Raw genomic sequence first — 26,604 nt, forward strand, 5'->3', positions numbered from 1 at the left:
CTGAGCTAACGACCCATCTGGTGTTGCGCTGATTTATGCACTTTCAGTAAAGTGGAGTGCCGTGAAGGATTAGAACCATTCGACTGATTGGTTAAAAGCCAACTGCCCTAGCTTTATAAAAAAAAGCGACTGAGCCAACCACCTATCTAGGTATTGCGATAAAACTGTTCACTTATTCTGGCATTAACGATGCGAGTGATAAGTGGTGGGTCGTGAAGGATTCGAACCTTCGACCAATTGGTTAAAAGCCAACTGCTCTACCGACTGAGCTAACGACCCATCTAGGTACTGCGATAAAACTGTTCACTTATCCTGGCATTAACGATGCGAGTGATAAGTGGTGGGTCGTGAAGGATTCGAACCTTCGACCAATTGGTTAAAAGCCAACTGCTCTACCGACTGAGCTAACGACCCATTGAACTACTGCCTATCTCGCTAAATACCACTAACTTATTCTATTTATTAGAGTAAGTGGTGGGTCGTGAAGGATTCGAACCTTCGACCAATTGGTTAAAAGCCAACTGCTCTACCGACTGAGCTAACGACCCATTTACTGGTATTTTACGCCCCGAACGACCTCGCCGCTCTGAGGGCGCCTATAATACCTTTTTCATCTTCTCATGCAAGCGCAAATTCCCAATTTTTTGTCGTTTGCATGAAAAACAGACTAAGAGTATGTTTTTTGGTTAATTACGCTTTAATTGCAGCCAGTTGCTGCTGTGCAATGCGTGCTGCTGCGCTGTTTGCGTAATCTTTGACGACTTGTTGGTAGTATTGCGTCGCCCCAGCCTTGTCACCGGTTTTCTCGGCGATCATGCCAAGCTTCACTAAACTGTCACCGCGTTTATTAGAATCACTAAAACGGTCAACCACAGTTTTGAAGGCTTGTTTGGCTTCTGCAAACTCGCTCTTATTAAATAACAGCTGTCCTAACCAATAGTTAGCATTCGCGGCATACACAGAATCTGGATATTGTTTGATAAAAGCACGGAAGGCAGGAATCGCATCATCATACTTACGCTCTTTCAAGACTAAGTTAACCGCACTCTCATAGCTTGCTGTTTCACTTAAACTGCTTGAAGCAGCATTCGTCGCGGCGACTGAGGGTGTGGATGTCGCGGCTGCGGCTGCTGGAGCGGCAGATGCCTTTGAGGATAAATTAGCAAGTTCATCATATAACTGACGCTGACGCTGTTGCATCTGCTCAATCTGATAATTCTGTTGTTCGGTTAAACCACGTAAATCGAGTACTTCCTGCTGCAGTGTATCAAGACGGCGCTGCATTTCGAGCTCGCTTTGTTGTCTTGATTTTACAATACGTTCTATGCGAGCAAGTCTGTCATCACCCGAACCACCAGCAATATCTTCCACAGGAGCAGGTGCTGCAACAGCAGCACCTGCACCAAGGAACATTGCCGTAATTAAGACGGCACGTTTCATTGTGTTACTCTCCGAGATTCAATCTTAGTAAACTAAAACTGCACGACGGTTTTTGCCAAAACCTTCATCAGTGCGAGAAAAATCAAGTGGTTTTTCTTCGCCATAGCTGACTATGCTCATTTGGCTTGGCTGTACGCCCATACCTTGTAGGTATTTAGCAACGGCTTTAGCACGACGCTCGCCCAGAGCAATGTTGTACTCAGGCGTGCCACGCTCATCCGCATGACCTTCAATCAGTACGCGCACACTTGGGTGCTCAACTAAGTAAGTGCCATGGGCTTCTAATATTGCGGCGAAATCTGTTTGAACTTCACTGCGGTCAAAGTCGAAGTAAATGATGTGTTGCTTTCTCAAGTCTTCTAACTGCTGACGTTGTTGCTCTTCAGCAGACAACATTGCGCCTACACCACCAGTTTGAATGCCACCACCATTCAGCTCACTACCTGAACCGTTTGTTGAGCCCATTGCATCAGTTTCTGATTCTGAAGTTGAGCTACATGCACTAAGAGCCATAATTGGAAGTGCTACCAACATAGCTTTTAACAACTTATTCAGATCCATTACGTGTTCCTTATAAAATTAAATGTGATTAAATCAAGGTATAACATTAGAGAAACGGTGACCAAGAAGGTGATTTCACCTCACCTTGACCTGCCGGTAATCTTGCTTTAAAACGTCCATCCGTAGAAACAGCTGCTAATACTTGCTTGCCTTGGTATGTAGTGCCATAGATCACCATAGTACCATTAGGGGCCACACTTGGAGATTCATCCAAACGTGTCGATGTCAGCACCTGCATAAAACGCGTACTTAAATCCATACGCGCAATATTAAATTTACCGTTCGTGCGATTAACAAAAATCATACTGCGACCATCAGGGGTAATTGAACCACCGAGGTTCCATTCACCTTCAAAGGTCTCGCGACTGACTTTACCTGAGCTCAACTCTACGCGATAAATCTGTGGTCTACCACCGCGCTCTGATGTAAAAATCAGCGACTTTCCATCAGGATACCATGATGGCTCAGTATCGATAGCATAGTGATTGGTAATACGCTTAATCGCTTTAGTTGCAATATCTATGATGTAAATTTCAGGCTGACCGTCTTTAGATAAAGTCACAGCCAAAGATTTACCATCGGGTGAGAACGCCGGCGCACCGTTAATACCAGGGAAAGAGCTCACTTTAGTGCGCACTTGGGTATAAAGGTCTTGCACGAAGATCTCCGCTTTTTTGTTTTCAAAGCTTACATACGCTAGACGACGACCATCGGGTGACCAAGTCGGTGACATCAACGGCTCTGGCGAGCGCAGTAACATTTGCTCATTGACGCCATCATAATCAGCAACCATCAATTGATATGGGGCTTTTTGAGTATGATTGACCACAACATAGGAGATCCGCGTTAAGAATGCGCCGCGAATACCGGTTAACTTTTCATAGACGATATCGCTGATCCTGTGTCCATATTGGCGAAATTGCGCCGCTGAAATCACAGTTTGACGGCTGTCCATCAAAAATTCTGTTGCACTAACTGGGCCTTTCAACGCTTGGTTTTGGGCTTTGACTAAATCAATTAAATCAAAGCTCACCAAATATTGATCGGTACCATAAGGTTTAACGGTGCCTAGCACTAACGCTTCGGCGCCAACACTTGACCAAGAATTAGCTTGAAACTGTGCCACAGTGCCAATATTACGCTGAGGCAGTCCAAGTTCGTCTAAAGGTTTAAACGTACCGCTACGCACTAAGTCTGACATCACTACATCAGCAATCGCTTGTGGCGGTGCGCCAGGACCTTGCCATACAAAAGGCATCACAGCAATTGGACGCGCAGCGTCAACACCTTCTGTGATCACAATATCCAATGCCGCTTTTGCGGGGGTGGTGCAAAGCAGAACCGCCAATGCTAACCATTTTGCCAATATTTTCATGGGACTCCTTTAATTAAAACGTTGGTTCAACGATTAAGTTAATTTCTTTCATCAAGTTATAAACCGCAGGGTCCGGAGACACTGGCAATTTACCCGCCTTCAAAATCGCTGCTTTTGCTGCACGACAAACATTTGGATCACCGCCTTTAGTTTGACTGCTGATCACAAAACCATCATTTGCTAATCGTACAGAGACAGTACAAGTCTTGCCACGCATAGATTCATCCACCACCAAATTTCGTTGGATAGTCGATTTAATCATTGCCTGATACTTACCCACTTCACTCTGCATCTGCTTATTCATGGTTTGCGACAATGCCGCCTGCTCCGCCGCTAATGCATCGGCCATTTCCTGCTCCTGCTGGGCGCGGGCTTTGGCTTCAGCATCCGCTTTGGCCTTAGCATCTGCTTTCGCTTTAGCTTCGGCCTTGGCTTTCGCTTCTGCATCAGCCTTGGCTTTTTCAGCTTTGGCCTTAGCTTCCGCCTCCTTCTGCTTACGATCGGTCTCGGCTTTTGCTGCTGCAGCTTCTTCCACTTTGCGTTTTTCCGCAGCTTTCTGCGCGGCATCTTCAGCGACTTTACGCTCCTGCTCTTTCAGCTTACGGTCGGCTTCGGCTTTAACTGCTTTTTCCTTTTCCTGCTGCTGTTTTACTTGAGCGAGCTTGGCCGCTTCGTTGGCCTTTTGGGTTTCAATTTCCTGCTGCTTACGTTCTTGCTCTAGCTTTTTAATTTGAGCCTGTTCACGTTCGCGCGCTTGCTTCGCTTCTTGCGCTTTGCGCTCAAGCTCGGCTTGGCGTTCTTGTTCACGGCGTTCAGCATCACGCTTTTCTTGCTTAAGTTTCTCAACTTGATTAGCGACTTTTTGCTGATCAACCATCACAGCTTTAACCGCTGGCGCACTAACTTGTTGCATAGGCTCAGGTTTATGAGAAAAATCTATCCCCAACGCCAGAATAATTATCACGCCAATATGAATACCCGCTGAAATTGACAGAGGTAATGTTACATCTGACTTATCTGCCACCTATTTCTCCTTGGGTGAATCCGTCATCAAACCGACTGATGGCACGCCAGCTTGCTGCAGTGTCACCATCAACTGAATCACTTTATCGTAAGGAATATCTCTATCGGCCTTAACCACCACGGGACGCTCAGGCTCTGTCACCATAAGCGCAGCAACTTCCGTCGCGAGCTCTTCCAAGTCCATAGGAACGTTGGTTGAACCACCTTTATTCAAATAATAATCACCGTCACCGTCAATCGAAGCCACCACTGGCGGCTTACTATCAGCGGGTAAAACTTCCGCAGCCCCTTGAGGCAGCTCCACTTTTACCCCTTGAGTGACTATGGGCGCTGTTACCATAAAAATAATTAACAGCACGAGCATCACGTCGATATAGGGCACCACGTTGATTTCGGCAACGGGGCGACGACGTTTGCGCTGATAAGCTGGTTGCATTATGCCCCTTCCTTCTCACTGTATGCTTGGCGATGCAAAATGCTGGAGAACTCTTCCATAAAGTTTGCGTAGGCCATTTCTAATTTATCAACTTGAGTCGAAAAACGGTTGTACGCAATAACCGCTGGGATCGCTGCAAATAGACCCATAGCCGTTGCAATCAAGGCTTCAGCAATACCTGGGGCCACCATAGCTAAGGTCGCGTTTTCCATCGAACCAATGGCGATAAATGAATTCATAATCCCCCATACCGTACCAAATAAACCGATATAAGGGCTAGTCGAACCAATGGTCGCTAATAAGGGTAAGTTTGCTTCTAACTTTTCCATTTCGCGAGAAAGTGTCACACGCATCGCACGTGATGTACCGTCCATCACAGCATCAGGCACTTTGCTATTTAATTTATTCAGACGTGAATATTCTTTAAAGCCAGTCACAAATAATGACTCTAAACCGCTATTATCTGGACGAGTCGATAATTCTTTATATAAACGGTTTAAATCAACGCCAGACCAAAATTTATCTTCAAACTTAGCCGATTTACTTTTTGCGGATGTCAGTAAGCTACGGCGTTGTAAAATCACCGTCCAAGACATCACTGACAAGCAAAGTAAGGTGAACATAACAAATTTCACTAATAAACTGGCTTGTAAAAATAACCCAACAATCGACATATCAGCTTGCACTGTCAAACTCCTGCACAATATTTAAGGGAATAGCTCGGGGACGCATTCGTGACAGCGCAACACAAACAACCAGCACTGTGCCTTCACAATAACAGTCTCCCTGTTTATCGACCAAGCGTTGATGAAAGATCAACGAGGCCTTTTTCAACTCTATGACCTTAGTTTCAACAATAAGGTTCTGTTCAAAACGTGCCGCTTTGCGAAAATCTAATTCCGCACGCTTTACCACAAAGGCGGTATCGTCGGCTAAAAGCGCAGTCTGACTCACGCCAAGGGCTTTTAGCCACTCGGTTCTCGCCCGCTCAAAAAAGTTGAGATAGTTCGAATGATAGACAACGCCGCCAGCATCGGTGTCTTCGTAATAGACTGAAATAGGCCAATGAAACATCATTTGAAAATAAGCAAATTTTGGTTGAAAAATTGACGCTTACTATACCTAGGGAAACAAGACTTGTGAATGACCCGACGAAGATATAGATAGGAATAGCACGGGTTTCAGATGAATAGGAGCAATTGTAAAAGACAATGGGGTCAAAGGACCCCATTTTATTAACATAGTTAGTTATTTTGCGATAGTTTGTGGCAGGGTTAAGCCAAAACTTTGCCACAAGAAACTGTAGATATCGGCAAATTCATCAATCTTCATCGCCGTCGGTTTACCGGCTCCGTGACCCGCATTGGACTCGATACGCATAATCACAGGTTCAGCGCCTTGTTGCTTATCCTGCAACATGGCCGCAAACTTGAAACTGTGCAATGGCACAACGCGATCATCATGATCGGCCGTCATCACCATAGTCGCTGGGTAAGCTTGCGCTTTTACATTGTGATAAGGCGAATATGCTAATAGCGCAGGGAATTGATCTGCTTTATCGGCACTGCCATATTCACTCGTCCAAGCCCAACCGATTGTGAACTTGTGGAAGCGCAGCATATCCAGTACACCCACCGCAGGTAATACCGCGGCGAAAAGTTCAGGGCGCTGAGTCACCGCTGCGCCCATCAACAGACCACCGTTACTGCGGCCATAGGCACCTAACTTAGTGCTATTAGTGTATTTTTCACTCACTAGATATTCCGCGGCGGCAAAATAGTCATCAAACACATTTTGCTTTTTATCGAACATACCCGCTTGATGCCAGCTTTCGCCGTATTCAGCGCCGCCACGTAAACTCGGCACAGCGTAAATACCGCCCATATCTAACCAAGCAATGTTGGCCGGACTAAAGCGTGGTGTCATCGAAATGGCAAAGCCACCATAGGCATACAGTAATGTTGGGTTTTGACCGTTCTTCACTAAGCCTTTTTTATAGGACAGCATCATAGGCACACGCGTGCCGTCTTTGCTGTGATAAAACACTTGCTCAGAAACATAGTCATCGGGATTAAACGATACTTTAGGTTTGGCAATTACGCTTGATTCAGCGGTTTTAAAGTCAAACTTATAGGTGGTTTCAGGTTGAATATAGCTATTAAACACATAATAGAAATAGTCTTTGCTTGCTTTACCAAAAGGCCCCGCCACATTGCCTTGACCAGGTAATGCCACGTCTTGGCGTTTCTGCCCACCCATGCTGTAAATCGATAATTGACCTAATACATCGTGTAAATAACTCACCACTAAATGGTCATTAATTATGGCGACGTTATTAATGGGATCTGTAGACTCAGGAATAATGGTTTGCCATTGGGATTTATCGCTATTGCGGGTATCAATCGCAATCACTTTACCGTTAGGCGCATCTAAGTCGGTTTTAAAATAAAATACTGAACCATCATTACCGAGAAACTCATATTCAGCTTCTAAGTTGAGGATCAATTCCACCACTTGTGATTTAGGCTCAAATAAGGATTTATAGAAGAAACGATTACGCTTATCCGTACCTTGAGAAATCGACAGTAATAAGTATTCGCCTTTCTCGGATACCTCAATACCAAAGCCCCAATCTTTATTCTGTGGGCGCTCGTAAATCAATAAATCTTGGCGCTGATCTGTGCCTAATTTATGGTAATACACTTTTTGGTTGAAATTGACGTCGGCTAAGACATCTCCACCCGCAGGGGCATCATAGCGAGCATAAAACACACCTTGGTTTTCTTTATCCCACACTGCGCTAGAAAATTTAATCCATTTCAATTCATCGGCAAGTTTCTTACCGGTTGCGATATCAACAAACTGCCATTGCTGCCAATCTGAGCCCGAATTTGACACACCATAGGCTAAAATTTTACCGTCGTTACTCACTGCAACACCTGATAGCGCCACAGTGCCATCCGCTGACAGTTTGTTTGGATCGAGAACTGGCTTTTCAACGCCATCTAACCCTTTGACATACAAAACAGATTGCGCCTGCAGGCCATCATTACGGTAGTAAAATTGATTGTCGCCATTCTCAAATGGGGCGGAGACTTTTTCGTAATTCCACAACTCAGTGATGCGATCGACCACTGCTTGTTTATTGGGGATCTTGGCTAAATAGGCTTGACCGAAGGCTTGTTGTTCTTTAACCCAAGCTTCCGTTTCTGGCGTATTGGCCTCTAAATGGCGGTAAGGATCCGCCACGGTAACACCGTGAATGGTTTCGACGAGATCATCTTTTTGAGTCACAGGGTAAACCAATTTATTTGCGCTTGCCTGCTCAGTCGAATTTTGTTCAGGTGCATTGCCACTTTGGCAGGCACCGAGTGCCATTCCCAATGTGGCCACTAACAAACCTTGCTTTGCAAGGCGAAATCGTAATGCCATCTTGTTATCGTCCTTCTTGTGGTTTCGGGCTTAAGGCCTTTTCAGCAAGTACTATACAAGCAAAAAAAATCATGGCAATGCCGTAACTTAATAAGAAGATTTTTAGGTTGTATCGCAGATTTAACAAAATGGCAGCAAGGATAAGCTTATTGAAGTGTATTATTATGCACTAATAGTGATTTATAAGTTATTAATCAAGGTAAATAGTGACTTAAGTGATATAAATCACCTTTGCAATCATTAGAATTACTAATGTTTATGGGCAATTTTTCTCGTTTGTTTTACCGCCGAGTTCACCATAGAATGTGCTTGTTTTCAGGAGATACCTGCTTGCAGATATCGAAAACAAAGAACTTTTAAACTGGTGTGTTCCCAACACTTCAGTTTCTTCCCTGGTTCTTATGCTTGACTTCCTTCCTTCAATTTGTTGATTGCAAATGCATTATTTTTGCGGCCCGCTTAGTTTAAGCGGGCTTTTTTTTATCCATTTCAAACACCATCCTACTTACGACGATATCAGGCTTTATGCCGCTATCACTATTCATGCCCTCACCCCAGTTAAGTTGTCTAAGGTGCTTAACGGTTACCTGCTCGCGAATATCACAAATAAGAAAAACTCATAATCCTATTCAAAGCTCGCTGATGCTGCAAAGGTTGAGGTTGAGGTTGAGGTTGAGGTTGAGCGAAATACTGCCAAGCTATCCAAAAATAACCATCTCCGCATCCAGAAATGACAATGCCAAGTCAGTGACTTGGCATTGGATTAGGTTTAACTATATTGATGTAGCACAGGTTAAACACTGCGCAAATGCACTACAAAGGCTTACTTATCCGTATCACAACGCGGCGGTTACGTGCCCTTTCGTCCATATCATCGTTCGAAGCCACATGACGGCGCTCACCGTGCCCTACAGTAACGATACGATCTTGCGGAATACCACTGGCAACAAAGAAATCTTTTACCGACTCAGCCCGTTTATCTGAGACTTTTTGGTTAACTGAACGGCCACCGTAACTATCGGTATACGCATCCACCAGCACTAGCTCCACCAAAGGATCATAGGCTAAGTATTCTTGAACCCGTGACAGTTGCTGCTGGGAGAAACGAGTTAAATCGGTTCCGCCTTCATCATAGTTCAGCACAGTAAATGCGATATCTTCAAAACTATAGGGCAACAGGTGCGCTAGACAAGCTTTGAACTCGCTATATTTACGGCCAAAATTAACCGATGACAAACCCACAGCGATCTTATTTGACTCGTTATACCAATCGGCATAGTAAAACGTCGGCTCCATACCGCGACTCAACTCAGCCAACATAGACCAAGCAGCACGTTTAGGCACCTCACCATTAAAGTACTTTTGATAATGTAATGAAGTGATCTCTTTTGAGACCACTCCCGGACGCCACTGTGGCGCGCGACTAATTAACTTAGCTTGCGTGACTTGATCCGGTTTTACCCACATGTCTAAGGTAAAATTCATATTCTGCTGCTTACCCGCTTCGCTGGTAAAAATCGCTTTACCGTAGGAAGGGATATCGTGCTCGAGGCGACAAACGATGGGAGAATTCTCGCTCACTCGCCATTGGGAATCACTTAAAGAGGCGACATAATGGCGCAACTCTGCCGTTGCAGTTGCTGGAACGCATAAAATTGATACTAATATCAGTTTTCGCCACATAGCCTTTACTCATGTTTAATCGGTTACATGGCTTTATCGGCAAACTATTTAGTTCCTTTAGCTCATAAAACCACCAATCAAGCATGACACACCCCAACACATTTAGCATAATAGCGCCCTGTGAATTTTCTAGAGTACTTTATGAGTGACATTTGCGACGCGAACAAATTGAAATACCGATTTCGAGGCTACTTTCCCGTAGTCATTGATGTCGAAACTGCGGGCTTCAACTCTCAAACCGATGCGTTGCTAGAAATTGCCGTCACCCTACTGAAAATGGACAATGAAGGCGTGATAGGAATCGACAAAACCCTACACTTCCACATTGAGCCCTTTGAAGGCGCAAATTTAGAACCCGAAGCGTTAGCATTCAACGGCATTGATCCCACTAATCCGTTACGCGGAGCTGTGAGCGAGAAAGAAGCCTTTTTAGAAATCTTTAAAGCGGTGAAAAAAGCCCAAAAAGCCTCTGACTGCCATCGCAGTATCATAGTGGCGCATAATGCCGCCTTTGATCATGGTTTTGTGAGTAAGGCGATTGAACGTTGCGACTTAAAACGCTCGCCGTTTCATCCTTTTGCTACTTTCGATACTGCTACACTCGCCGGACTTGCCATTGGTCATACCGTACTGGCCAAAGCATGCATCATGGCGGGCATTCCCTTCGATAATAAAGAAGCCCATTCTGCGCTATATGATACCGAACGTACCGCAGAGCTTTTTTGCCACATAGTGAATCGTTGGAAATCATTAGGCGGCTGGCCGTTACTGGCCGTGGATGAGCAGGATACACCAAGCGATACTGAGGCATAAATTTAGCGGTTCACACTAGATCTTAAGCCATTTAAAAACAAAAAAGCTGCCATTGGCAGCTTTTTTCATTTAACGAGCAACTGTGATTAACAAATACTAATTACAGTGAGCTTGCGTTTTCAGACAGGTAAGCAGCAACACCTTCAGTGCTTGCATTCATACCTTTATCGCCTTTTTCCCAGCCAGCAGGACATACATCGCCGTGCTCTTCATGGAATTGCAGTGCGTCGATCATACGTAGCATTTCATCAACGTTACGGCCTAATGGCAGATCGTTAACAACTTGGTGACGAACCATGCCTTCTTTGTCGATCAGGAATGAACCACGGAAAGCTACACCCGCTTCTGGATGCTCAACATCGTATGCTTTACAGATTTCATGTTTAACGTCAGCCACTAACGTGTACTTAACTTGGCCAATACCGCCTTTTTCAACTGGGGTGTTGCGCCATGCGTTGTGAGTGAACTGAGAATCGATAGACACACCGATCACTTCCACGCCACGCTTAGTGAACTCTTCCATGCGGTGATCAAATGCGATCAACTCTGATGGACAAACGAAAGTGAAGTCAAGTGGATAGAAGAATACGACTGCTGGTTTGCCTTTGATGGCAGCAGTTAAGTTGAAGCTATCAACGATTTCGCCAGAACCTAATACAGCTGCAGCAGTAAAATCAGGAGCCTGACGGCCTACTAATACGCTCATTTTATATCTCCATCTATGAGTTGAACTAAGTGTAAGGCAAGATGCCCTTTCGCCAGTATGCTCTCCTCAACCTAGGTCGAGTTAAATCCTTACTGATTAAAAGGTGTTCTTACCAATCAAATCTTTAGGCATTATAAGTCGTGTGCTGTGCCTTACAACCTATTTAAGACCAATATCACATTTTTCAAGGGCATTTCCGTTTTGCCTGACTAAGGATAGAGCAATCTGCGTATCCTGTGTGCGCAGCAATCCACATTCGGCTAACAGACAAAACCCAGCATGATCACATTTTCAGATATTTTTCAGATAAGCTATCGGCAAACTGGACATCCACAGCCTTTGCAGTCAAAAATAGCATCTTTGGCTTAAAGAATTAAGAAAATTGACTATGAATGCAGTCGTTATTGCAGTGTGCTTAATGTTGGCACTCAGTTTAGCTAGGGTGAATGTGGTTATCGCCCTCACCGTGAGCGCCCTAGTGGCGGGACTTGTGGGCGGAATGGATCTGCACCAAACCATCGATGCCTTTAATACGGGCTTAGGTGGCGGCGCGCAAATTGCGCTCAGTTATGCATTATTGGGTGCCTTCGCTGTCGCACTCTCGCACTCAGGCTTAACCACGCTGATCTCAAGAAGCATCATCAGTAGTCTTGGGCAAGATCCTAATCCCACCAACACTAACTGGGTTCGCTGGTTACTGCTGTTATCGCTACTTGTCATGTCGATGGCCTCGCAGAATATTTTACCTATTCATATCGCCTTCATTCCGATTTTAGTGCCACCCCTGTTACATGTAATGACCAAGCTGAACATCGACCGTCGTTTAGTCGCTTGTGTTTTGACCTTCGGTCTGGTCACAACCTATATGATTTTACCGATTGGATTTGGTGGCATCTTCTTAAATGACATTCTGCTTTCCAACTTAACCAGCAATGGCTTAGCGGCTGTACGTGAGCAAATTCCACCAGCCATGTTAATTCCAGCGGCGGGCATGATAGTTGGTTTACTGACAGCTGTGTTTATCAGTTACCGTAAACCTCGGATCTACGATGAGGACAAAGTGCTGGTTGCAGAGCCTGAAGAAACCCTCAACAAACGCAATATTATCATTGCCGCAGTGGCGATATTAGCCACCTTAGTGGTGCAACTTGAAACCGATTCGATGATTTTTGGCGCCCTAGTCGGCTTCATGATTTTCAGTTTCTCGGGCGCCTTAAAGCATGTCGCCGACCAAGATATTTTCAATCAAGGCGTGCGCATGATGGCCAACATCGGCTTTATCATGATTTCAGCCGCTGGCTTTGCCGCCGTAGTGAAAGAAACCGGTGAAGTGGGCACGCTTGTGGCTTCGCTTAGCGACATCATTGGGGATAATAAAGCCCTCGCCGCCTTCTTGATGCTGCTAGTAGGTCTACTGATCACTATGGGAATTGGCTCGTCTTTCTCCACTATTCCGATTATCGCGACGATTTATGTGCCATTGGCGTTAAGTTTTGGTTTTTCAGTGGCGGCGACGATCGCGTTAGTCGGCACCGCGGCAGCGCTGGGTGATGCGGGCTCGCCAGCATCGGATTCCACCTTAGGGCCTACTGCGGGTTTGAATGCCGATGGCCAACACGACCACATTCGTGACAGCGTGATCCCCACTTTCATCCACTACAATATCCCACTGTTAGTGTTTGGCTGGATTGCGGCTATGGTGTTGTAAACACGATTGAATAGATTGAATAGCAGTAATAGAAAGTAACGACAGCGCGGACATTCTCCGCGCTGTTTTTTTATTGCCGGCTGCAACTTTATAGCGGTCACGTGACGCGTTAATTCACTCGATGATTAACTCAATAGCTAACTCAATATCAATAGTTAACGTAATAATTAGCCTGATAACTGATCATAGTTACCGTGTCGCTTCGAGCTTGCGGCTACCCTGCTTATTCTTTTTATCCTCATACAACGCTTTATCCGCCGCTTGCAGTACGGCCTCAAAGTTTGCATAGTCTTGCGAATCAGCGACACCACAGGAAACGGTCAACACATTTAAAAATTGTCGCTCTGCCACAGCTTGACGTAAATGTTCAGCCAATACCAAAGCCCGATCGAAAGTACAATTAGCTAAGATGACGACAAACTCATCACCGCCGGTTCTGATTAACAGATCGTTTTCTCGAAATACGCCGCGCATTGCATCGACAATTTGCATGATCGCCATGTCACCGAGTTTATGCCCGTAGGTATCATTAATGGTTTTGATTTTATCGCCATCCACACAGACCACTGCGTAATGCCCCTTAGTTGCGACATCAAACAGCGTGGTCTCATAGACTTTCTTATTGTAGGTGCGAGTAAAAGCATCCAATAACATCGCTTCACTAAACCGTTGGCGCTCAGTACGCAGTTTCCTAAGACGATTGATATTAATTTGAACGAAGAAGATCACAATAGCTAACAAAAACCACAGGGGTAAATTCCACACAATAAAACGAAATATACTGATTTTGTATGTCAGTGAAGTCATGTTATCTAAATGATTTGTCATCGAATAAAACAAGAACTCCGGCGTCAGTTCAGCCCAAAGGCTATCTGTCGTGATCACCAACTCAGTGCCATAATCGGTATTGCGCCATTCAACATGTTTATTACGCATAAAACCCGACGTCATAAAGGCCGTGTCGGCAATCACATCACCAATAAAATGATTAGGATCGCTAGATGATGTAATCGGCGAGGCCATAGATAAAATGACTTTACCAGTCACTTCATCTTGATAAGGAATGGATAACACTATGCCATCGGCCAAGGACTCTGGCGTCGCGTCTTTCGCACAATAGTGCAGGCTCTGACAAAACTCATTTGTCGAAGTACGGTCATTAATCAGCCGCGCTTTTACGTCCTCAGGGATTGGGGTAGCAAAATACACAGCATCACTACGATAAAGCCCCACATACAGGAAAATATCTTCTGCGTTGGTCTTTTTACTGGAGTAGAGATAATCAAAGTAGCGTAAGACTTGCGCTTCTTCAGCAGAAAGCTCCACCCCTTGGGGCAGCATTAATCGGGTGGGATCGAGCTGAAAAGGCGCTAAAGAAGATTTATTGAAATCAATGATGTCGTGCAGGGATAAGCTTTTACCGAGCAGTTCAATATAGCTCGGTGTGATTTGCTTGGTTTTTACAAAAGCCACAAAGGATTGGTGTTCTCTATCAATTTTAAACGGCAATAGGATCAACAAGAATATGACAAACAAGAGGGCCGCAAGTGCAAGTGACCGACGTAATAACAACCAGTTGAGTGCCGAATGTCCCATAATCCCTCTTAATCCTTGTTATACCGACAATATGCCTTGCCCAAAACTTAAGTAATGTCCCATTAAACCACAAAATAAACCAATAAAAACAACTGCAATTGCGAATAACTATTTGTCTTAATGCTAAACTTTAGCAGCTTAAAACAAAGTTGTTATAACTCTGGCGAACAAAAAACAAAAAGGGAGCCTAGGCTCCCTTACTGAGTACATCCGCTCAACTGAGCATCAGCTACGCTAATTATTTAGCAACTTGCTTTTTAACAGCTTTGGTTATTTAGTACCAAAGATTTTATCGCCCGCATCACCAAGACCTGGCAGGATATAGCCCTTCTCATTGAGGCACTTATCGATAGCAGCGGTATATAACTCGATATCAGGATGCGCCGCTTCTAACGCTTTGATCCCTTCAGGTGCAGCCACTAACACTAAGGCTTTGATTGAAGTACAACCGCGTTTCTTCAATAAGTCTACGGTCGCAATCATAGAACCCCCAGTCGCGAGCATTGGGTCGACAACTAAGGCGATACGCTCGTTCATGTCGCTGGCGAGCTTTTCAAAGTAAGGCACAGGCTCAAGGGTTTCTTCGTCACGGTAAATGCCGACAACTGAAATACGCGCACTTGGGATATGCTCAAGCACACCGTCCATCATGCCCAAACCCGCACGTAAAATCGGCACAACAGTGACTTTTTTACCTTTGATTTGGTCGACTTCAACAGGACCGTTCCAGCCTTCAATCGTCACCGTTTCAGTTTCGAAATCTGCGGTAGCTTCATAGGTTAATAAACTGCCCACTTCGGCGGCTAGCTCACGGAAACGTTTAGTGCTAATGTCACCTTCGCGCATTAAACCGATTTTGTGACGCACTAAAGGATGTTTAACCTCGACAACTTTCATTTTTCTCTCCTACTTTATTTTTCGGCGTATTATTTTAGGCAAATTTTTCAGATTCTAGTTGATTTGTTTACTAGGTAAAACATAAAGTTTTGCCATTAGGCCTAATCGTGAGCTATCTCCCAAGAATAATTCCCAATCGACTAAGATACGTACCTTAATTTACTATTTTGTGACCAATCTCAAGACCTCAGAAACTGAAATACAGTTTTACTCGGCCAAAAATACTCCGCCGAGGGGCATAAATCCAAATCATGACTTTCGACCCCTAGCACAAGCTGGTAGAATACCGCCGCATAAAATCCAATAACGATGTACCCGAGAGGATCCCTCCGTGAGCACACCTACCCCACTGAGCTATAAAGATGCCGGCGTTGATATTGATGCAGGTAATGCACTGGTAAGTAACATTAAAGCAGCCGTTAAACGTACCCGTCGTCCAGAAGTTATGGGCAACTTAGGTGGTTTTGGCGCCCTGTGTGAAATCCCCACTAAATACAAGCAACCAGTTTTAGTGTCCGGCACCGACGGTGTTGGGACTAAATTACGTTTAGCTATCGACTATAAAAAACATGACACAGTCGGCATAGACTTAGTTGCTATGTGTGTGAACGATTTAATCGTTCAAGGTGCTGAGCCACTGTTTTTCCTCGATTACTATGCAACGGGCAAACTGGATGTTGAAACCGCGACGTCTGTCGTCAACGGTATCGGCGAAGGTTGTTTCCAATCTGGTTGTGCGTTAATCGGCGGTGAAACCGCTGAAATGCCAGGCATGTACGAAGGTGAAGATTACGACCTAGCAGGTTTCTGCGTAGGCGTAGTTGAAAAAGCCGACATCATTGACGGTAGCAAAGTGGCAGCGGGTGATGCGCTTATCGCATTAGCCTCGAGCGGCCCTCATTCAAATGGTTACTCTTTAGTACGTAAAGTATTAGAAGTGAGCCAAGCAGACCCTCAACAAGATCTCAATGGCAAACCGCTAATTGAACATCTACTTGAGCCAACTAAAATTTACGTGAAATCATTGCTGAAACTGATCGCAGCATCAGACGTACATGCAATGGCACACATTACTGGCGGCGGCTTCTGGGAAAACATCCCACGCGTACTGCCAGATAATTTAAAAGCGGTTATCCAAGGTGATTCATGGCAATGGCCTGCTGTTTTCAGTTGGTTAATGGAAAATGGCAACATTGCAGAATATGAAATGTATCGCACCTTCAACTGTGGCGTCGGCATGTTAGTCGCGCTGCCAGCCGAGAAAGTGGATGCAGCACTTGCATTACTGGCTGCAGAAGGCGAACAAGCTTGGCTGATCGGTGCTATCGCAGATCGTGAAGGCAATGAAGAGCAAGTGGAGATCCTGTAATGCCCCAGAGCTGTCGTGTAGTTGTATTAATTTCCGGAAATGGCAGTAACCTGCAAGCGATTATCGACGGTTGCGACGATAATCTGCAGGCCGAAGTTGTCGGAGTCATCAGTAATAAACCCGATGCCTATGGCCTAGTGCGCGCCCATCATGGCGAAATTGATACCAGCTGCGTGATAGCTCACCAAGGTGAATCTCGCTCTGAATACGATGCGCGTTTAATGACAGTCATCGAACAGTACCAACCCGATTTAATCGTGTTGGCAGGATTTATGCGGATCTTAACCGATGATTTCGTGAATCATTACCTAGGTCGCATGATCAATATCCATCCTTCACTGTTACCGAAATACACAGGCTTAAACACCCATCAACGTGCCATTGACGCTAACGACAGCGAACATGGTGCCAGCGTGCATTTTGTCACGCCAGAGCTTGATGCAGGTCCTGTGATTTTACAGGCAAAAGTGCCTGTTTATGAAGAAGATACCGCTGACATGCTCGCCGCCCGCGTGCATGAGCAAGAACATGCCATTTACCCTCTCGTGGTGAAATGGTTTAGTCAGCACCGTCTTAACATGCAAAACGGCCAAGCCTATCTTGATGGCAATCTCATCGGCCCAAGCGGTTACGCGCCTGATTAGTTCCGCTTAAAAGCAATGGTAGCGAGATCACAAATGGAGACCTTAGGGTCTCTATTTTTTTAACTATTTTCCACAAAAGCATTGTTTTCTGGGGCAATGTGGCATTAGATAACTTAACGAAAAGTGATTTTTGCTCGGCATGACAAGAGACTATTAGATGAAAAATATTATCTGCGATATCGATGGTGTACTACTGCACGACAATAAACTGATCCCCGGCAGCGACAAATTTATCCAGCGTATTTTAGAACAAGGCAATCCGTTAGTCGTCCTGACTAACTATCCCGTACAAACGGGAAAGGATCTGCAAAACCGTTTAAGCGCTGCCGGTATTGATATTCCTGAAGAATGCTTTTACACCTCCGCCATGGCAACCGCTGACTTTTTACAGCACCAAGAAGGCAGTAAAGCCTATGTCATTGGCGAAGGCGCCCTAACCCACGAACTCTATAAAGCAGGCTTTACCATTACCGACATCAACCCCGATTTTGTGATTGTCGGTGAAACCCGCTCCTACAATTGGGAAATGATCCATAAAGCTGCAGCCTTTGTGGCAGGTGGCGCCCGCTTTATTGCCACTAACCCTGACACTCACGGCCCAGCTTACAGCCCTGCCTGTGGCGCGCTATGTTCGCCAATCGAGCGTATTACCGGTAAAAAACCTTTCTACGTGGGTAAACCGAGTGCTTGGATCATTCGCTCAGCGCTAAATCATATTGATGGGCACTCGGAAGACACTGTCATCATCGGCGACAATATGCGTACCGATATTTTAGCGGGCTTCCAAGCGGGGCTTGAAACCATTCTGGTCACCAGTGGCGTGAGTAAACTTGAAGATATCGACAAAGAACCGTTCCGCCCGAACCATGTGTTTGCCTGCGCGGGCGACATCGATGTTGTTTAAACAATTATCTAAACCTTTGTCTAACCCTGCATAGCCACTCCTTCTTGCTAGCTAGCCATTCCAACATTACCCATGCAACACGCCTAGCCCAAAGGCGTATTGCATAGGGTAAAGCAACATTAAGTAACACATTCACCTGCCGCTCAGCCTTGTGGCTCGCTGCGGCTTGCTTCATGATAAGCCTCACTTCTGATTGATTAACAGAAATCTAAAATTCCTTAATTAAAACAACAGTAGGATTAACCTATGCGTCGTCTGTATCCCCTCTGTGCGCTGGCCATGCTCAGTGCCTGTAGTCCGAATTCATCCCAATCCGATGGCAACAGCACCTTAGCTGAACTCAAACCAGTGCAGTTTAATGAAGCACGCTTTAGAAATGATATTAAAGCCCTGTCATCCGATGAATTTGAAGGTCGGGCGCCGACCACTCACGGTGAAAAACTCACCTTGGACTATTTGACTAAAGCCTTTACAGAAATGGGGCTCAAGGGCGCGTACCAAGGTAGCTTTTTGCAACCTGTGCCTATGGTGAGCTATACCGCAGATGAAGCGCAGCAAGTTACGCTGGCAGGATTACCCTTTAAATACCGAAAAGATCTGGTGCTCAGCAGTCGCCACGATAACGGTGGCATTAACATTGAAAATGCGCCATTAGTCTTCGTTGGCTATGGGGTGAACGCACCCGAATATGGTTGGAATGATTACCAAGATCTCGACATGAAAGGCAAAATCGCGGTGATCTTAGTGAACGATCCCGGCTTTGCTCGCCCTGACTCGGGTAAATTCAACGGCAAAGCCATGACCTATTACGGCCGCTGGAGCTATAAGTTTGAAGAAGCCAGCCGTCAAGGCGCCCTTGGTGCACTGATCATCCATGATACTGAACCCGCCTCTTATCCTTGGTCTGTGGTAGAAAATAGCTGGACTGGGCCACAGCAAGATCTAGTACTGAGTAAAGCCGAACAAGATAGCCGTATTCAAGTCGAAGGCTGGCTTACATTGGATGCAGCAACCCAACTGTTTGATAAATCTGGTTTATCACTGCCGAGCTTGATGGCTCGCGCCGCCGACAGCCCAATCAATGTCCCCCTTGAGCAAACGGCCAGTATCGCCTTTAAAAATAAAGCCGAATACGCAAATAGCTACAACGTGGTCGCCACACTCCCCGGCAGCACACAAGCCGACGAGCAAATCCTCTACACCGCCCATTGGGATCACATAGGTAAAGACGAGACGAAAGCAGGCGATCAGATTTACAACGGTGCCATGGACAACGCCTCAGGCACTGCCGGTATTCTCGAAATCGCCAGACAATTAGCCGATAATGCGAAACAAGGCCACGGTTTAGCGCGCTCGGTCACCTTTATTGCCACCACAGGTGAAGAACAGGGTTTACTCGGTTCGCGCTATTACGCTGCTAGTCCACTTTACCCTATCGACAAAACCGTGGCAGTGTTAAACCTCGACAGCACCAATATCTACGGCAAAACCAATGACTTTACGATTGTCGGCAAAGGCAAGTCTGAGTTAGAAACTTACCTTATCGATGCGGCAAAACAACAAAACCGCATCGCCATGGGTGAAAAAAATCCCGCTTCGGGCGGTTTCTTCCGTTCAGATCATTTCAGCTTTGCCAAACTGGGCGTCCCAGCGGTCTTTGCCGGCGGCGGTAGCGACCCCGTTGATGAGGCCACGGCGGCTTATAAAACCCAGATGCAAGCCACAATGAAAGGCTGTTATCACAATGTCTGCGATGAATACCATGAAAACTGGGATTTGAGCGGCGCGCTGCAAGATTTGCAAATCTACTACCAAGTCACGCGCACATTGGGCAACAGCAAAGATTGGCCGGGATACTATCAAGGCACAGAGTTCAATAGCCTGCGCCCAGCTAAAACGACGCTGGTGACAGATACAAAATAGCAGCTTGTATCAGTGACAGCTTGTGAGAGGCGACTAGGTTAGTCGTCTCTTATTGACGCCCGCTAGTCGCACCTGCGAAATAAAGCGCCATCTCTGCCTGTAAGCCAAAGCGCAAGACAAGATTGAAAAGCACGTGAATCATTCACGTGCTTTTTTTGTTTTCAGCTCACAAACAATGCAGTTATCGCGAAATATCCATCCTGCCACACTATTCTGCATAGGCTTATGCCATTGGTTGATGTCAAACTCGGCGCATAAATTGATTAAAAATAAAACACTTAAACGAGCCAACTCATTATTTAAGGTCTTTTTTAGCGGTTTTTCTATCATCGACACTTTTTCAAAATACATTGTGAATTCCCCAAAACCCCTCACGCCAAAACAGATAATAAAAACAAATCATCAAAAATAACGCAAATTAAATGAATTATTCTCAAACAAAAGCATTAAACATAAACATCTAAATCAACAAAAACACCAATAAACAGATAAAACATCAAAAATAGTGTTTGGCAAATGCCTAAATTGCTGGCACATTAAACCTCAATTGAGACATCCTCAAATGACAGACAGTGTGGGAGTTGTACTATGTGTTCAATCTTTTCGATTTTAGATATCCAATCTGATGCCAAAGAACTGCGCCAAGTCGCGCTAGAAATGTCTAAGCTCATGCGCCACCGTGGCCCTGACTGGTCAGGTATTTATGCCAGTGATAAGGCAATTCTTGCCCACGAACGTTTAGCCATTGTTGACATTGAACACGGTGCTCAGCCACTGCTAACCGAAGATGGCAGTTTGATCCTTGCTGTCAACGGCGAAATCTATAACCACAAAGAATTGAAAGCCCAGTTAGGCGATAAGTACAGCTATCAAACCAACTCTGACTGCGAAGTGATCTTGGCGCTGTATCAAGAATATGGCACTGAATTTCTTGATAAATTAAACGGTATCTTCGCCTTTGTGTTATATGACAAAGCCCAAGACAGATATCTTATCGGCCGCGATCACATGGGTATCATCCCGCTATACACGGGCCGTGACGCTGCGGGTAACTTCTATGTTGCCTCCGAAATGAAAGCCTTGATGCCAGTGTGTAAAACGGTAGAGGAATTCTTACCGGGCCAATATTTGTACTCAAGCGATGCAGCCGCGGTGAAATACTACACTCGTGATTGGCAAAGCTATGAGGCGGTTAAAGATAACCCAGCCAGCCAAGAAGAATTGCGTGACGCATTAGAAGCGGCGGTCAAGCGCCAATTAATGTCAGACGTGCCCTACGGTGTGTTGCTATCAGGCGGCTTAGATTCATCGATCATTTCCGCCGTGACGCAAACCTTTGCTAAACGCCGCATTGAAGACGATGGCGAAACCAACGCTTGGTGGCCACAGTTGCATTCTTTTGCCGTCGGCCTTGAAGGTGCGCCAGATTTAATCGCCGCCAAAAAAGTCGCAGATGCCATTGGTACGATTCACCATGAGATCCATTTCACCTTCCAAGAAGGCTTAGATGCGATTAAAGAAGTGATCTATCACTTAGAAACCTACGATGTCACCACCATACGTGCCGCGACACCTATGTATTTAATGGCGCGTAAAATCAAAGCCATGGGCATTAAGATGGTGTTATCGGGTGAAGGTGCTGACGAGCTATTTGGCGGCTATTTATACTTCCATAAAGCGCCAAACGCACAGGCATTCCACGAGGAATTAGTCCGCAAACTCGATAAGCTGCATCTGTTCGATTGTCTGCGTGCCAACAAAGCCATGGCCGCTTGGGGATTAGAAGCCCGTGTGCCCTTTCTCGATAAAGAGTTTATGGATGTGGCGATGCGCATCAACCCTGAAGCGAAAATGTCTAAGGATGGTCGTATCGAGAAACACATTCTGCGCCAAGCCTTTGAGCACAAGTTGCCAAAAGAAGTGGCATGGCGTCAAAAGGAACAATTCAGTGACGGCGTAGGCTACTCTTGGATTGACGGTTTGAAAGAACAAGCTGCAGCGCGGGTGGATGATTTACAACTGGCAAACGCGAAATTCCGTTTCCCATACAACACGCCAGAAACCAAAGAAGCCTATTTCTATCGCTGCTTCTTTGAAGAACATTATCCATTGAGCGGCGCCGCTGAAACGGTTCCAGGTGGTAAATCCGTCGCCTGTTCAACGCCAGAAGCGCTGGCTTGGGACGAAAGCTTACGCGGCATTATCGACCCATCGGGCCGAGCAGTACGCTCAGTGCACACCTCAAGTTATTAATGGTCTAACCTTGATGAGCTTGATTAATCATATAAGTTAATTAACTAGATTGATGCACAGGTTAAGATAGCCAACCACAAAAGCCACCCTAGGGTGGCTTTTGTATTTCAATGCAGTTTACTTTTATTGCTTACTCACGCACTACATTGTGGCTTAACTCGAAACCAAGCTAGGCCGACAGCGCACTAAATGGCTGGATTTGAGAGTTAGCTTGAGAGTGAGCTTGAATGTGGGTTTGAGTGTGAGCATTGGTTTGCACTTGAGTTTGAAAATAAGCATTACTCTGCGTCAACGCCATCGGATCTAAGCTTAAAAACTGCTTTCCGGCATTCATGCCCGCATGGTAATCATGGCGCAAATCCGCATCGGTGCTACCCAGTAACTTACTCTGCAAATTTTCAGCGGCAAAAATCTGCACTATCTCCACATCCTCTGGCGGATTAGCGATAAAATCCAATTCATCCTGATAGGCTTGCTCGTGCTGCACTAGATAATCTATGGTTTTCGGGCAAAAACCAGAAACACAAATCCACGATTTTAGCTTGTGAACCCAAGCCGATTGCGCCTGAAAATCCTCGCTCACAGTGCGGATCACCACAATTTTGCGGGCACCACGACGATAGGCCTCACGCACAGGTAAAGGCGCGGCTAAGCCGCCGTCGAGATAAAAATCATTGTCGATAGCTCCGCTCAATGCTGCGCTATGATGAGACACGCCATGATTAGCCGCGCCGTTACTACAGGCCTTGTCACTATTACAGGCCTTGTCATTTAGCCAAGGCGTGAGTTTCACCCCTTGTTTATACAAAAATGGTAATGCGCTGGAGGCTTTAAGCAATTCGCGCCACTGGCTTTTACTGCTTGGACTTAAAAAATATCCCTTGCGATCACTGGCATTGGTGGTGGTGATCAGTAGCTGCCGATCACCGAGTGAGGCTGTTGCCGCATTAAGATCTAATTTGAACATCCCTTGTCTAGTCTGCTCAAAATACCAATCTAAATCGACCACATTGCCGCCGACTAACCCCCTACCGAGTCGATAGAAACGTTTATGCCGCGATAAACCGCGGATCAAGCGTTTGGCATAACCTTTTTGACGGGCCAAAAAACTGCTGAGATTCTGTGAGCCAGCAGAAGTACCAATAAATAAATCAAAGGGATCGAAGCCGTCATCAAGCCAAGCATCGAGTACGCCAGCTGTGAAAATACCGCGCTGACCACCTCCTTCTGCAATCAAGGCCACCTGTGGGCTAGCATTAGATTGAGCGTCTTGGGAGGCTAAATGGCTGACGGCGTGCATAGTAAAACCTTATCGAATAATTCATATAAGGTGAGTCTAAACAAGCTGAATGAGAAAAGATAACGGATAGAAACTATCATCTTAATAGGAAAATACTATTAAGATAGTGTACAAGCATTAGCCGGTGATGATAACGACAGCAAATACTGGCAGAAATAACGGCAGTGATAAGCAAGGTTAGGCAGGTTAGCTTGTTCGTCATCCTTAACGAACAAGCTATTTTCACATCAAGGCATTAAAACTTATGACTCAGTTCTAACGTGATATTGCGCGGCTCACCGGGGAAATGGCCATTACGTTCGCTAAACCCACTGACGGCATATTCTTTGTCGAAGATATTTTTAAGATTTAAGCGAACTTGAGTTTGATCCCACTGAGTCGTCCAGCTCATGTCAAAAATCGTATGGGGCTTCACTATTTGACCATCGAGGCTGAACTGCTCGCCCACATAGTCCATACCAAAGGCAATCGCCGAATCGAGTGCATTGATATCGTAACGGGTCCATATTCCCGCTTGATGACGCGGCGCATTGGCAAAGTGCTTACTGTCAAAGGTATTGGTTAAACTGTCGTTAGTGACTCCTTTAACCACTTCAGTCTCGTTATAGGCATAGTTTGCCGTAACAGTCAGGTTATCGGTTAAATCCCCCACCAGCGTCCATTCAAGGCCTTGACTGTGTACTTCACCCAAATTAAGTAAAGCAGGAATGCCATCGTCATCGCCAGTATTTAAAGGGTTAGCTTGAGCAACATTTTGTTTTTCAATGCGATATACCGCGAGCGTGGTCATGAACTGGCCATCAAGCCATTCATTTTTCATCCCAAGCTCAATTTGATTGCCCGTTTCTGGATCGAGGAAACCGTCACCAATATCTTCCGCTTGATTGGTTAAAGATGCTGGATTGAAACTTTCTGAGTAATTCAAATAAAAGGACATTGAATCGATTGGACGATAATTAAGCCCAGCTCTTGGCGTTATCGCGTTATCGCTGAAGGAGAAACCAGTCTTTTTATCATAGTCATCAAACTGGCTGAAACGCAGACCAGCAATCAATGACCACTGTTCATTAAAGTGCAGATGTTCCTGCACATACACGCCATAGCGGTTAGCGCGAGTGCCATCGGTATTTTTGTCTTGCAGCGTGTAAGTACTTGGGTCAGTTTCACCATAATTAAGGTCAAAAATATTCAGGTTACCAACACCTGTTTTATCCGTCGCCAACATGTAGCTATATTCGGTTTCAACATAGTGATAATCGCCACCAAACAGGAACTCATGTTCAAAACCTAAGGCATCGAATGCATAAACAAAATCATTGGTTAAACTGATTTCATCGTTGGCACGAGCTTGCACTCGGTATTCACGCTTAATGGTGCCATCACCCATAATGGGCTTTTTATTGGCATCTAAGGTCGCCCAACCTCTCGATTCATGATATTGCTGCGTGGAATCATTATTCAGATAACGGATCTGAGTCTTGACAGAGAAGTTATCGGTGAATTGATGATCGAGAATCGATTGCAGCACCAGTGCATCCATCTTCTGGAAGTCACTCTTCTCATTGGCATTATAGGATGGCGCAACAAGGAAATTACCGTCATTATCGACAGGCACGCCGCGCAGTCGATTGCCGCCTAAATCCTGCTTAATGATATCGAAGGTCGTGGTGAGCTTAGTAGCATCACTGATTTCGTAGAGTAACCCACCCGCCACTTCAGCATTTTGGCTATCGGCATTATTTCGAAAGCTATCTTCCTGCTGATAATAGGCGCCAAAGCGATAGGCGAGATTGTTGGTTAAGCCGCCGGTCAAATCCAGCGAGCCACCCATCATGTCCTCGCTGCCGGTGCTCAATGTCAGCTCTTTACTCTCAACAAAAGTTGGTTTTTTAGTGACATAGTTGATCATACCGCCGGGTTCACCACCTCCATAAAGTGCCGATGCAGGGCCTTTTAACACTTCAACCCGCTGCACATTAAACAGTTGCGGCACAGAAAATCCCGAATAGGGATCGCCCCTTACCCCATCATAAAAGACGTTGGCATCGTCACGGAAACCGCGAAAGGTCACGCCCGAATAACTGAACTCACTCACGCCAGCGATTGAGCGGTATAAATCAGTAATATTGCGCGCCGCTTGGTCAACAATTAACTGCTCGGTCAGCACTTGCACCGACTGCGGCAATTCCATCACATTGATCGCCGTCTTAGTGCCAACTGTCGTTTCTTTATCGACGTACATTTGCATTGCACGGCCATGGACGGCAATACGCTCAGGTGCTGCGAGTTTTATCTCCTCATTGGCTGCGGATTGAGTCGATGCAGAACTGGGGACTGGTGAGCTCGTAGACAAGGTCTGCTGTGGAGCCTCTTTATCGAGTACGGTTTCAGCGGCAAATGCCGACTGATGTTGAGCGAGTGCAAGTGCGATTAATGAGTAGGCGAAACGAGTCTTCACAGAATGTCCCCAGCGCGAGCGCATAAAAATGGCATAAACCAAAGGGTTTACAAATGTATTCAAACGAATTGGCCGTCATTATA

At 45.6% G+C, this 26,604-nt stretch carries 22 protein-coding genes and 4 tRNA genes; 7 read left to right on the forward strand and 19 right to left on the reverse strand.

The window, feature by feature from the left end:
* Window positions 1-52 precede the first annotated feature (52 nt).
* From NE536_RS10240 to motY, 13 genes are all read right to left on the reverse strand, one after another.
* Window positions 53-142 (reverse strand) — tRNA-Lys (locus NE536_RS10240).
* Between the two features lie 61 nt (window positions 143-203).
* Window positions 204-279: transfer RNA gene (locus NE536_RS10245), tRNA-Lys, on the reverse strand.
* 59 nt (window positions 280-338) lie between these two features.
* Window positions 339-414 (reverse strand) — tRNA-Lys (locus NE536_RS10250).
* A gap of 58 nt (window positions 415-472) precedes the next feature.
* Window positions 473-548, reverse strand: a tRNA-Lys gene (locus tag NE536_RS10255).
* Window positions 549-690: 142 nt separating this feature from the next.
* A complete protein-coding gene (gene ybgF, locus NE536_RS10260) occupies window positions 691-1,440 on the reverse strand; it encodes a tol-pal system protein YbgF (protein ID WP_106650236.1) in 750 nt (249 codons plus the stop codon).
* Window positions 1,441-1,464: 24 nt separating this feature from the next.
* Window positions 1,465-2,001 (reverse strand): peptidoglycan-associated lipoprotein Pal, encoded by a 537-nt coding sequence (gene pal, locus NE536_RS10265; RefSeq protein WP_220592695.1) that lies wholly within the window; start codon window positions 1,999-2,001, stop codon window positions 1,465-1,467.
* A gap of 46 nt (window positions 2,002-2,047) precedes the next feature.
* Entirely contained in the window at window positions 2,048-3,376 is a 1,329-nt protein-coding gene (tolB, locus tag NE536_RS10270; protein ID WP_261272632.1) for a Tol-Pal system beta propeller repeat protein TolB, read from the reverse strand.
* Window positions 3,377-3,389: 13 nt separating this feature from the next.
* Complete coding sequence (gene tolA, locus NE536_RS10275; protein ID WP_261272633.1) at window positions 3,390-4,400, reverse strand: cell envelope integrity protein TolA; 1,011 nt, start codon at window positions 4,398-4,400, stop codon at window positions 3,390-3,392.
* Window positions 4,401-4,835 (reverse strand): protein TolR, encoded by a 435-nt coding sequence (gene tolR, locus NE536_RS10280; protein WP_261272634.1) that lies wholly within the window; start codon window positions 4,833-4,835, stop codon window positions 4,401-4,403.
* Window positions 4,835-5,521, reverse strand: a complete 687-nt coding sequence (tolQ, locus tag NE536_RS10285; protein WP_006081252.1) for a protein TolQ — start codon at window positions 5,519-5,521, stop codon at window positions 4,835-4,837. The genes tolR and tolQ overlap by 1 nt, the downstream gene beginning before the upstream one ends.
* A complete protein-coding gene (gene ybgC / locus NE536_RS10290; RefSeq protein WP_006081251.1) occupies window positions 5,511-5,912 on the reverse strand; it encodes a tol-pal system-associated acyl-CoA thioesterase in 402 nt (133 codons plus the stop codon). Before ybgC ends, tolQ begins: the two co-directional genes overlap by 11 nt.
* 171 nt (window positions 5,913-6,083) lie before the next feature.
* Window positions 6,084-8,267 (reverse strand): prolyl oligopeptidase family serine peptidase, encoded by a 2,184-nt coding sequence (locus NE536_RS10295; protein WP_261272635.1) that lies wholly within the window; start codon window positions 8,265-8,267, stop codon window positions 6,084-6,086.
* A gap of 813 nt (window positions 8,268-9,080) precedes the next feature.
* A complete protein-coding gene (gene motY, locus NE536_RS10300) occupies window positions 9,081-9,950 on the reverse strand; it encodes a flagellar protein MotY (RefSeq protein ID WP_063883092.1) in 870 nt (289 codons plus the stop codon).
* Window positions 9,951-10,091: 141 nt separating this feature from the next.
* On the opposite strand from motY, the gene rnt reads away from it, so the two are divergent.
* The gene (gene rnt / locus NE536_RS10305; RefSeq protein ID WP_261272636.1) at window positions 10,092-10,763 is read left to right on the forward strand and encodes a ribonuclease T; all 672 of its coding nucleotides are present in this window, start codon (window positions 10,092-10,094) and stop codon (window positions 10,761-10,763) included.
* A 100-nt stretch (window positions 10,764-10,863) separates the two neighbouring features.
* Here the strand turns inward: rnt and NE536_RS10310 are convergent, their stop codons facing one another.
* Entirely contained in the window at window positions 10,864-11,469 is a 606-nt protein-coding gene (locus NE536_RS10310; protein ID WP_006081247.1) for a peroxiredoxin C, read from the reverse strand.
* A gap of 388 nt (window positions 11,470-11,857) precedes the next feature.
* Here NE536_RS10310 and NE536_RS10315 point away from each other — a divergent pair, with 388 nt between their 5' ends.
* Window positions 11,858-13,177 carry a Na+/H+ antiporter family protein gene (locus NE536_RS10315; protein WP_259543212.1) on the forward strand — a complete coding sequence of 440 codons (1,320 nt, stop codon included), beginning with the start codon at window positions 11,858-11,860 and terminating at the stop codon, window positions 13,175-13,177.
* Window positions 13,178-13,366: 189 nt separating this feature from the next.
* Here the strand turns inward: NE536_RS10315 and NE536_RS10320 are convergent, their stop codons facing one another.
* Both NE536_RS10320 and upp read right to left on the reverse strand, forming a co-directional pair.
* Window positions 13,367-14,773: a GGDEF domain-containing protein gene (locus tag NE536_RS10320; protein WP_261272637.1), complete on the reverse strand. Its 1,407-nt coding sequence runs from the start codon at window positions 14,771-14,773 to the stop codon at window positions 13,367-13,369.
* Window positions 14,774-15,043: 270 nt separating this feature from the next.
* Window positions 15,044-15,670, reverse strand: coding sequence for a uracil phosphoribosyltransferase (upp, locus tag NE536_RS10325; RefSeq protein WP_006081245.1), 627 nt, complete (start codon window positions 15,668-15,670; stop codon window positions 15,044-15,046).
* A 331-nt stretch (window positions 15,671-16,001) separates the two neighbouring features.
* On the opposite strand from upp, the gene purM reads away from it, so the two are divergent.
* From purM to NE536_RS10345, 4 genes are all read left to right on the forward strand, one after another.
* Complete coding sequence (gene purM / locus NE536_RS10330; RefSeq protein ID WP_261272638.1) at window positions 16,002-17,039, forward strand: phosphoribosylformylglycinamidine cyclo-ligase; 1,038 nt, start codon at window positions 16,002-16,004, stop codon at window positions 17,037-17,039.
* Window positions 17,039-17,683 (forward strand): phosphoribosylglycinamide formyltransferase, encoded by a 645-nt coding sequence (gene purN, locus NE536_RS10335; protein WP_012088897.1) that lies wholly within the window; start codon window positions 17,039-17,041, stop codon window positions 17,681-17,683. Before purM ends, purN begins: the two co-directional genes overlap by 1 nt.
* A 157-nt stretch (window positions 17,684-17,840) precedes the next feature.
* Window positions 17,841-18,587, forward strand: coding sequence for an HAD-IIA family hydrolase (locus NE536_RS10340; protein ID WP_006081242.1), 747 nt, complete (start codon window positions 17,841-17,843; stop codon window positions 18,585-18,587).
* Between the two features lie 246 nt (window positions 18,588-18,833).
* Window positions 18,834-20,510: a M28 family metallopeptidase gene (locus NE536_RS10345; RefSeq protein WP_261272639.1), complete on the forward strand. Its 1,677-nt coding sequence runs from the start codon at window positions 18,834-18,836 to the stop codon at window positions 20,508-20,510.
* 138 nt (window positions 20,511-20,648) lie between these two features.
* On the opposite strand, the gene NE536_RS10350 is transcribed toward NE536_RS10345, so the two are convergent.
* Window positions 20,649-20,861, reverse strand: coding sequence for a hypothetical protein (locus NE536_RS10350; RefSeq protein WP_259482556.1), 213 nt, complete (start codon window positions 20,859-20,861; stop codon window positions 20,649-20,651).
* A gap of 237 nt (window positions 20,862-21,098) precedes the next feature.
* Between NE536_RS10350 and asnB the strand changes: the two genes are divergently transcribed.
* Complete coding sequence (asnB, locus tag NE536_RS10355; RefSeq protein ID WP_261272640.1) at window positions 21,099-22,763, forward strand: asparagine synthase B; 1,665 nt, start codon at window positions 21,099-21,101, stop codon at window positions 22,761-22,763.
* A 169-nt stretch (window positions 22,764-22,932) separates the two neighbouring features.
* On the opposite strand, the gene NE536_RS10360 is transcribed toward asnB, so the two are convergent.
* Together NE536_RS10360 and NE536_RS10365 are read right to left on the reverse strand one after the other, a co-directional pair.
* Window positions 22,933-24,063 (reverse strand): patatin-like phospholipase family protein, encoded by a 1,131-nt coding sequence (locus tag NE536_RS10360; RefSeq protein ID WP_261272641.1) that lies wholly within the window; start codon window positions 24,061-24,063, stop codon window positions 22,933-22,935.
* A gap of 235 nt (window positions 24,064-24,298) precedes the next feature.
* Entirely contained in the window at window positions 24,299-26,545 is a 2,247-nt protein-coding gene (locus NE536_RS10365; RefSeq protein ID WP_261272682.1) for a TonB-dependent siderophore receptor, read from the reverse strand.
* Window positions 26,546-26,604: the final 59 nt, after the last annotated feature.

The organism is Shewanella septentrionalis, from assembly GCF_025370265.1.
Lineage (GTDB): Bacteria > Pseudomonadota > Gammaproteobacteria > Enterobacterales > Shewanellaceae > Shewanella > Shewanella hafniensis.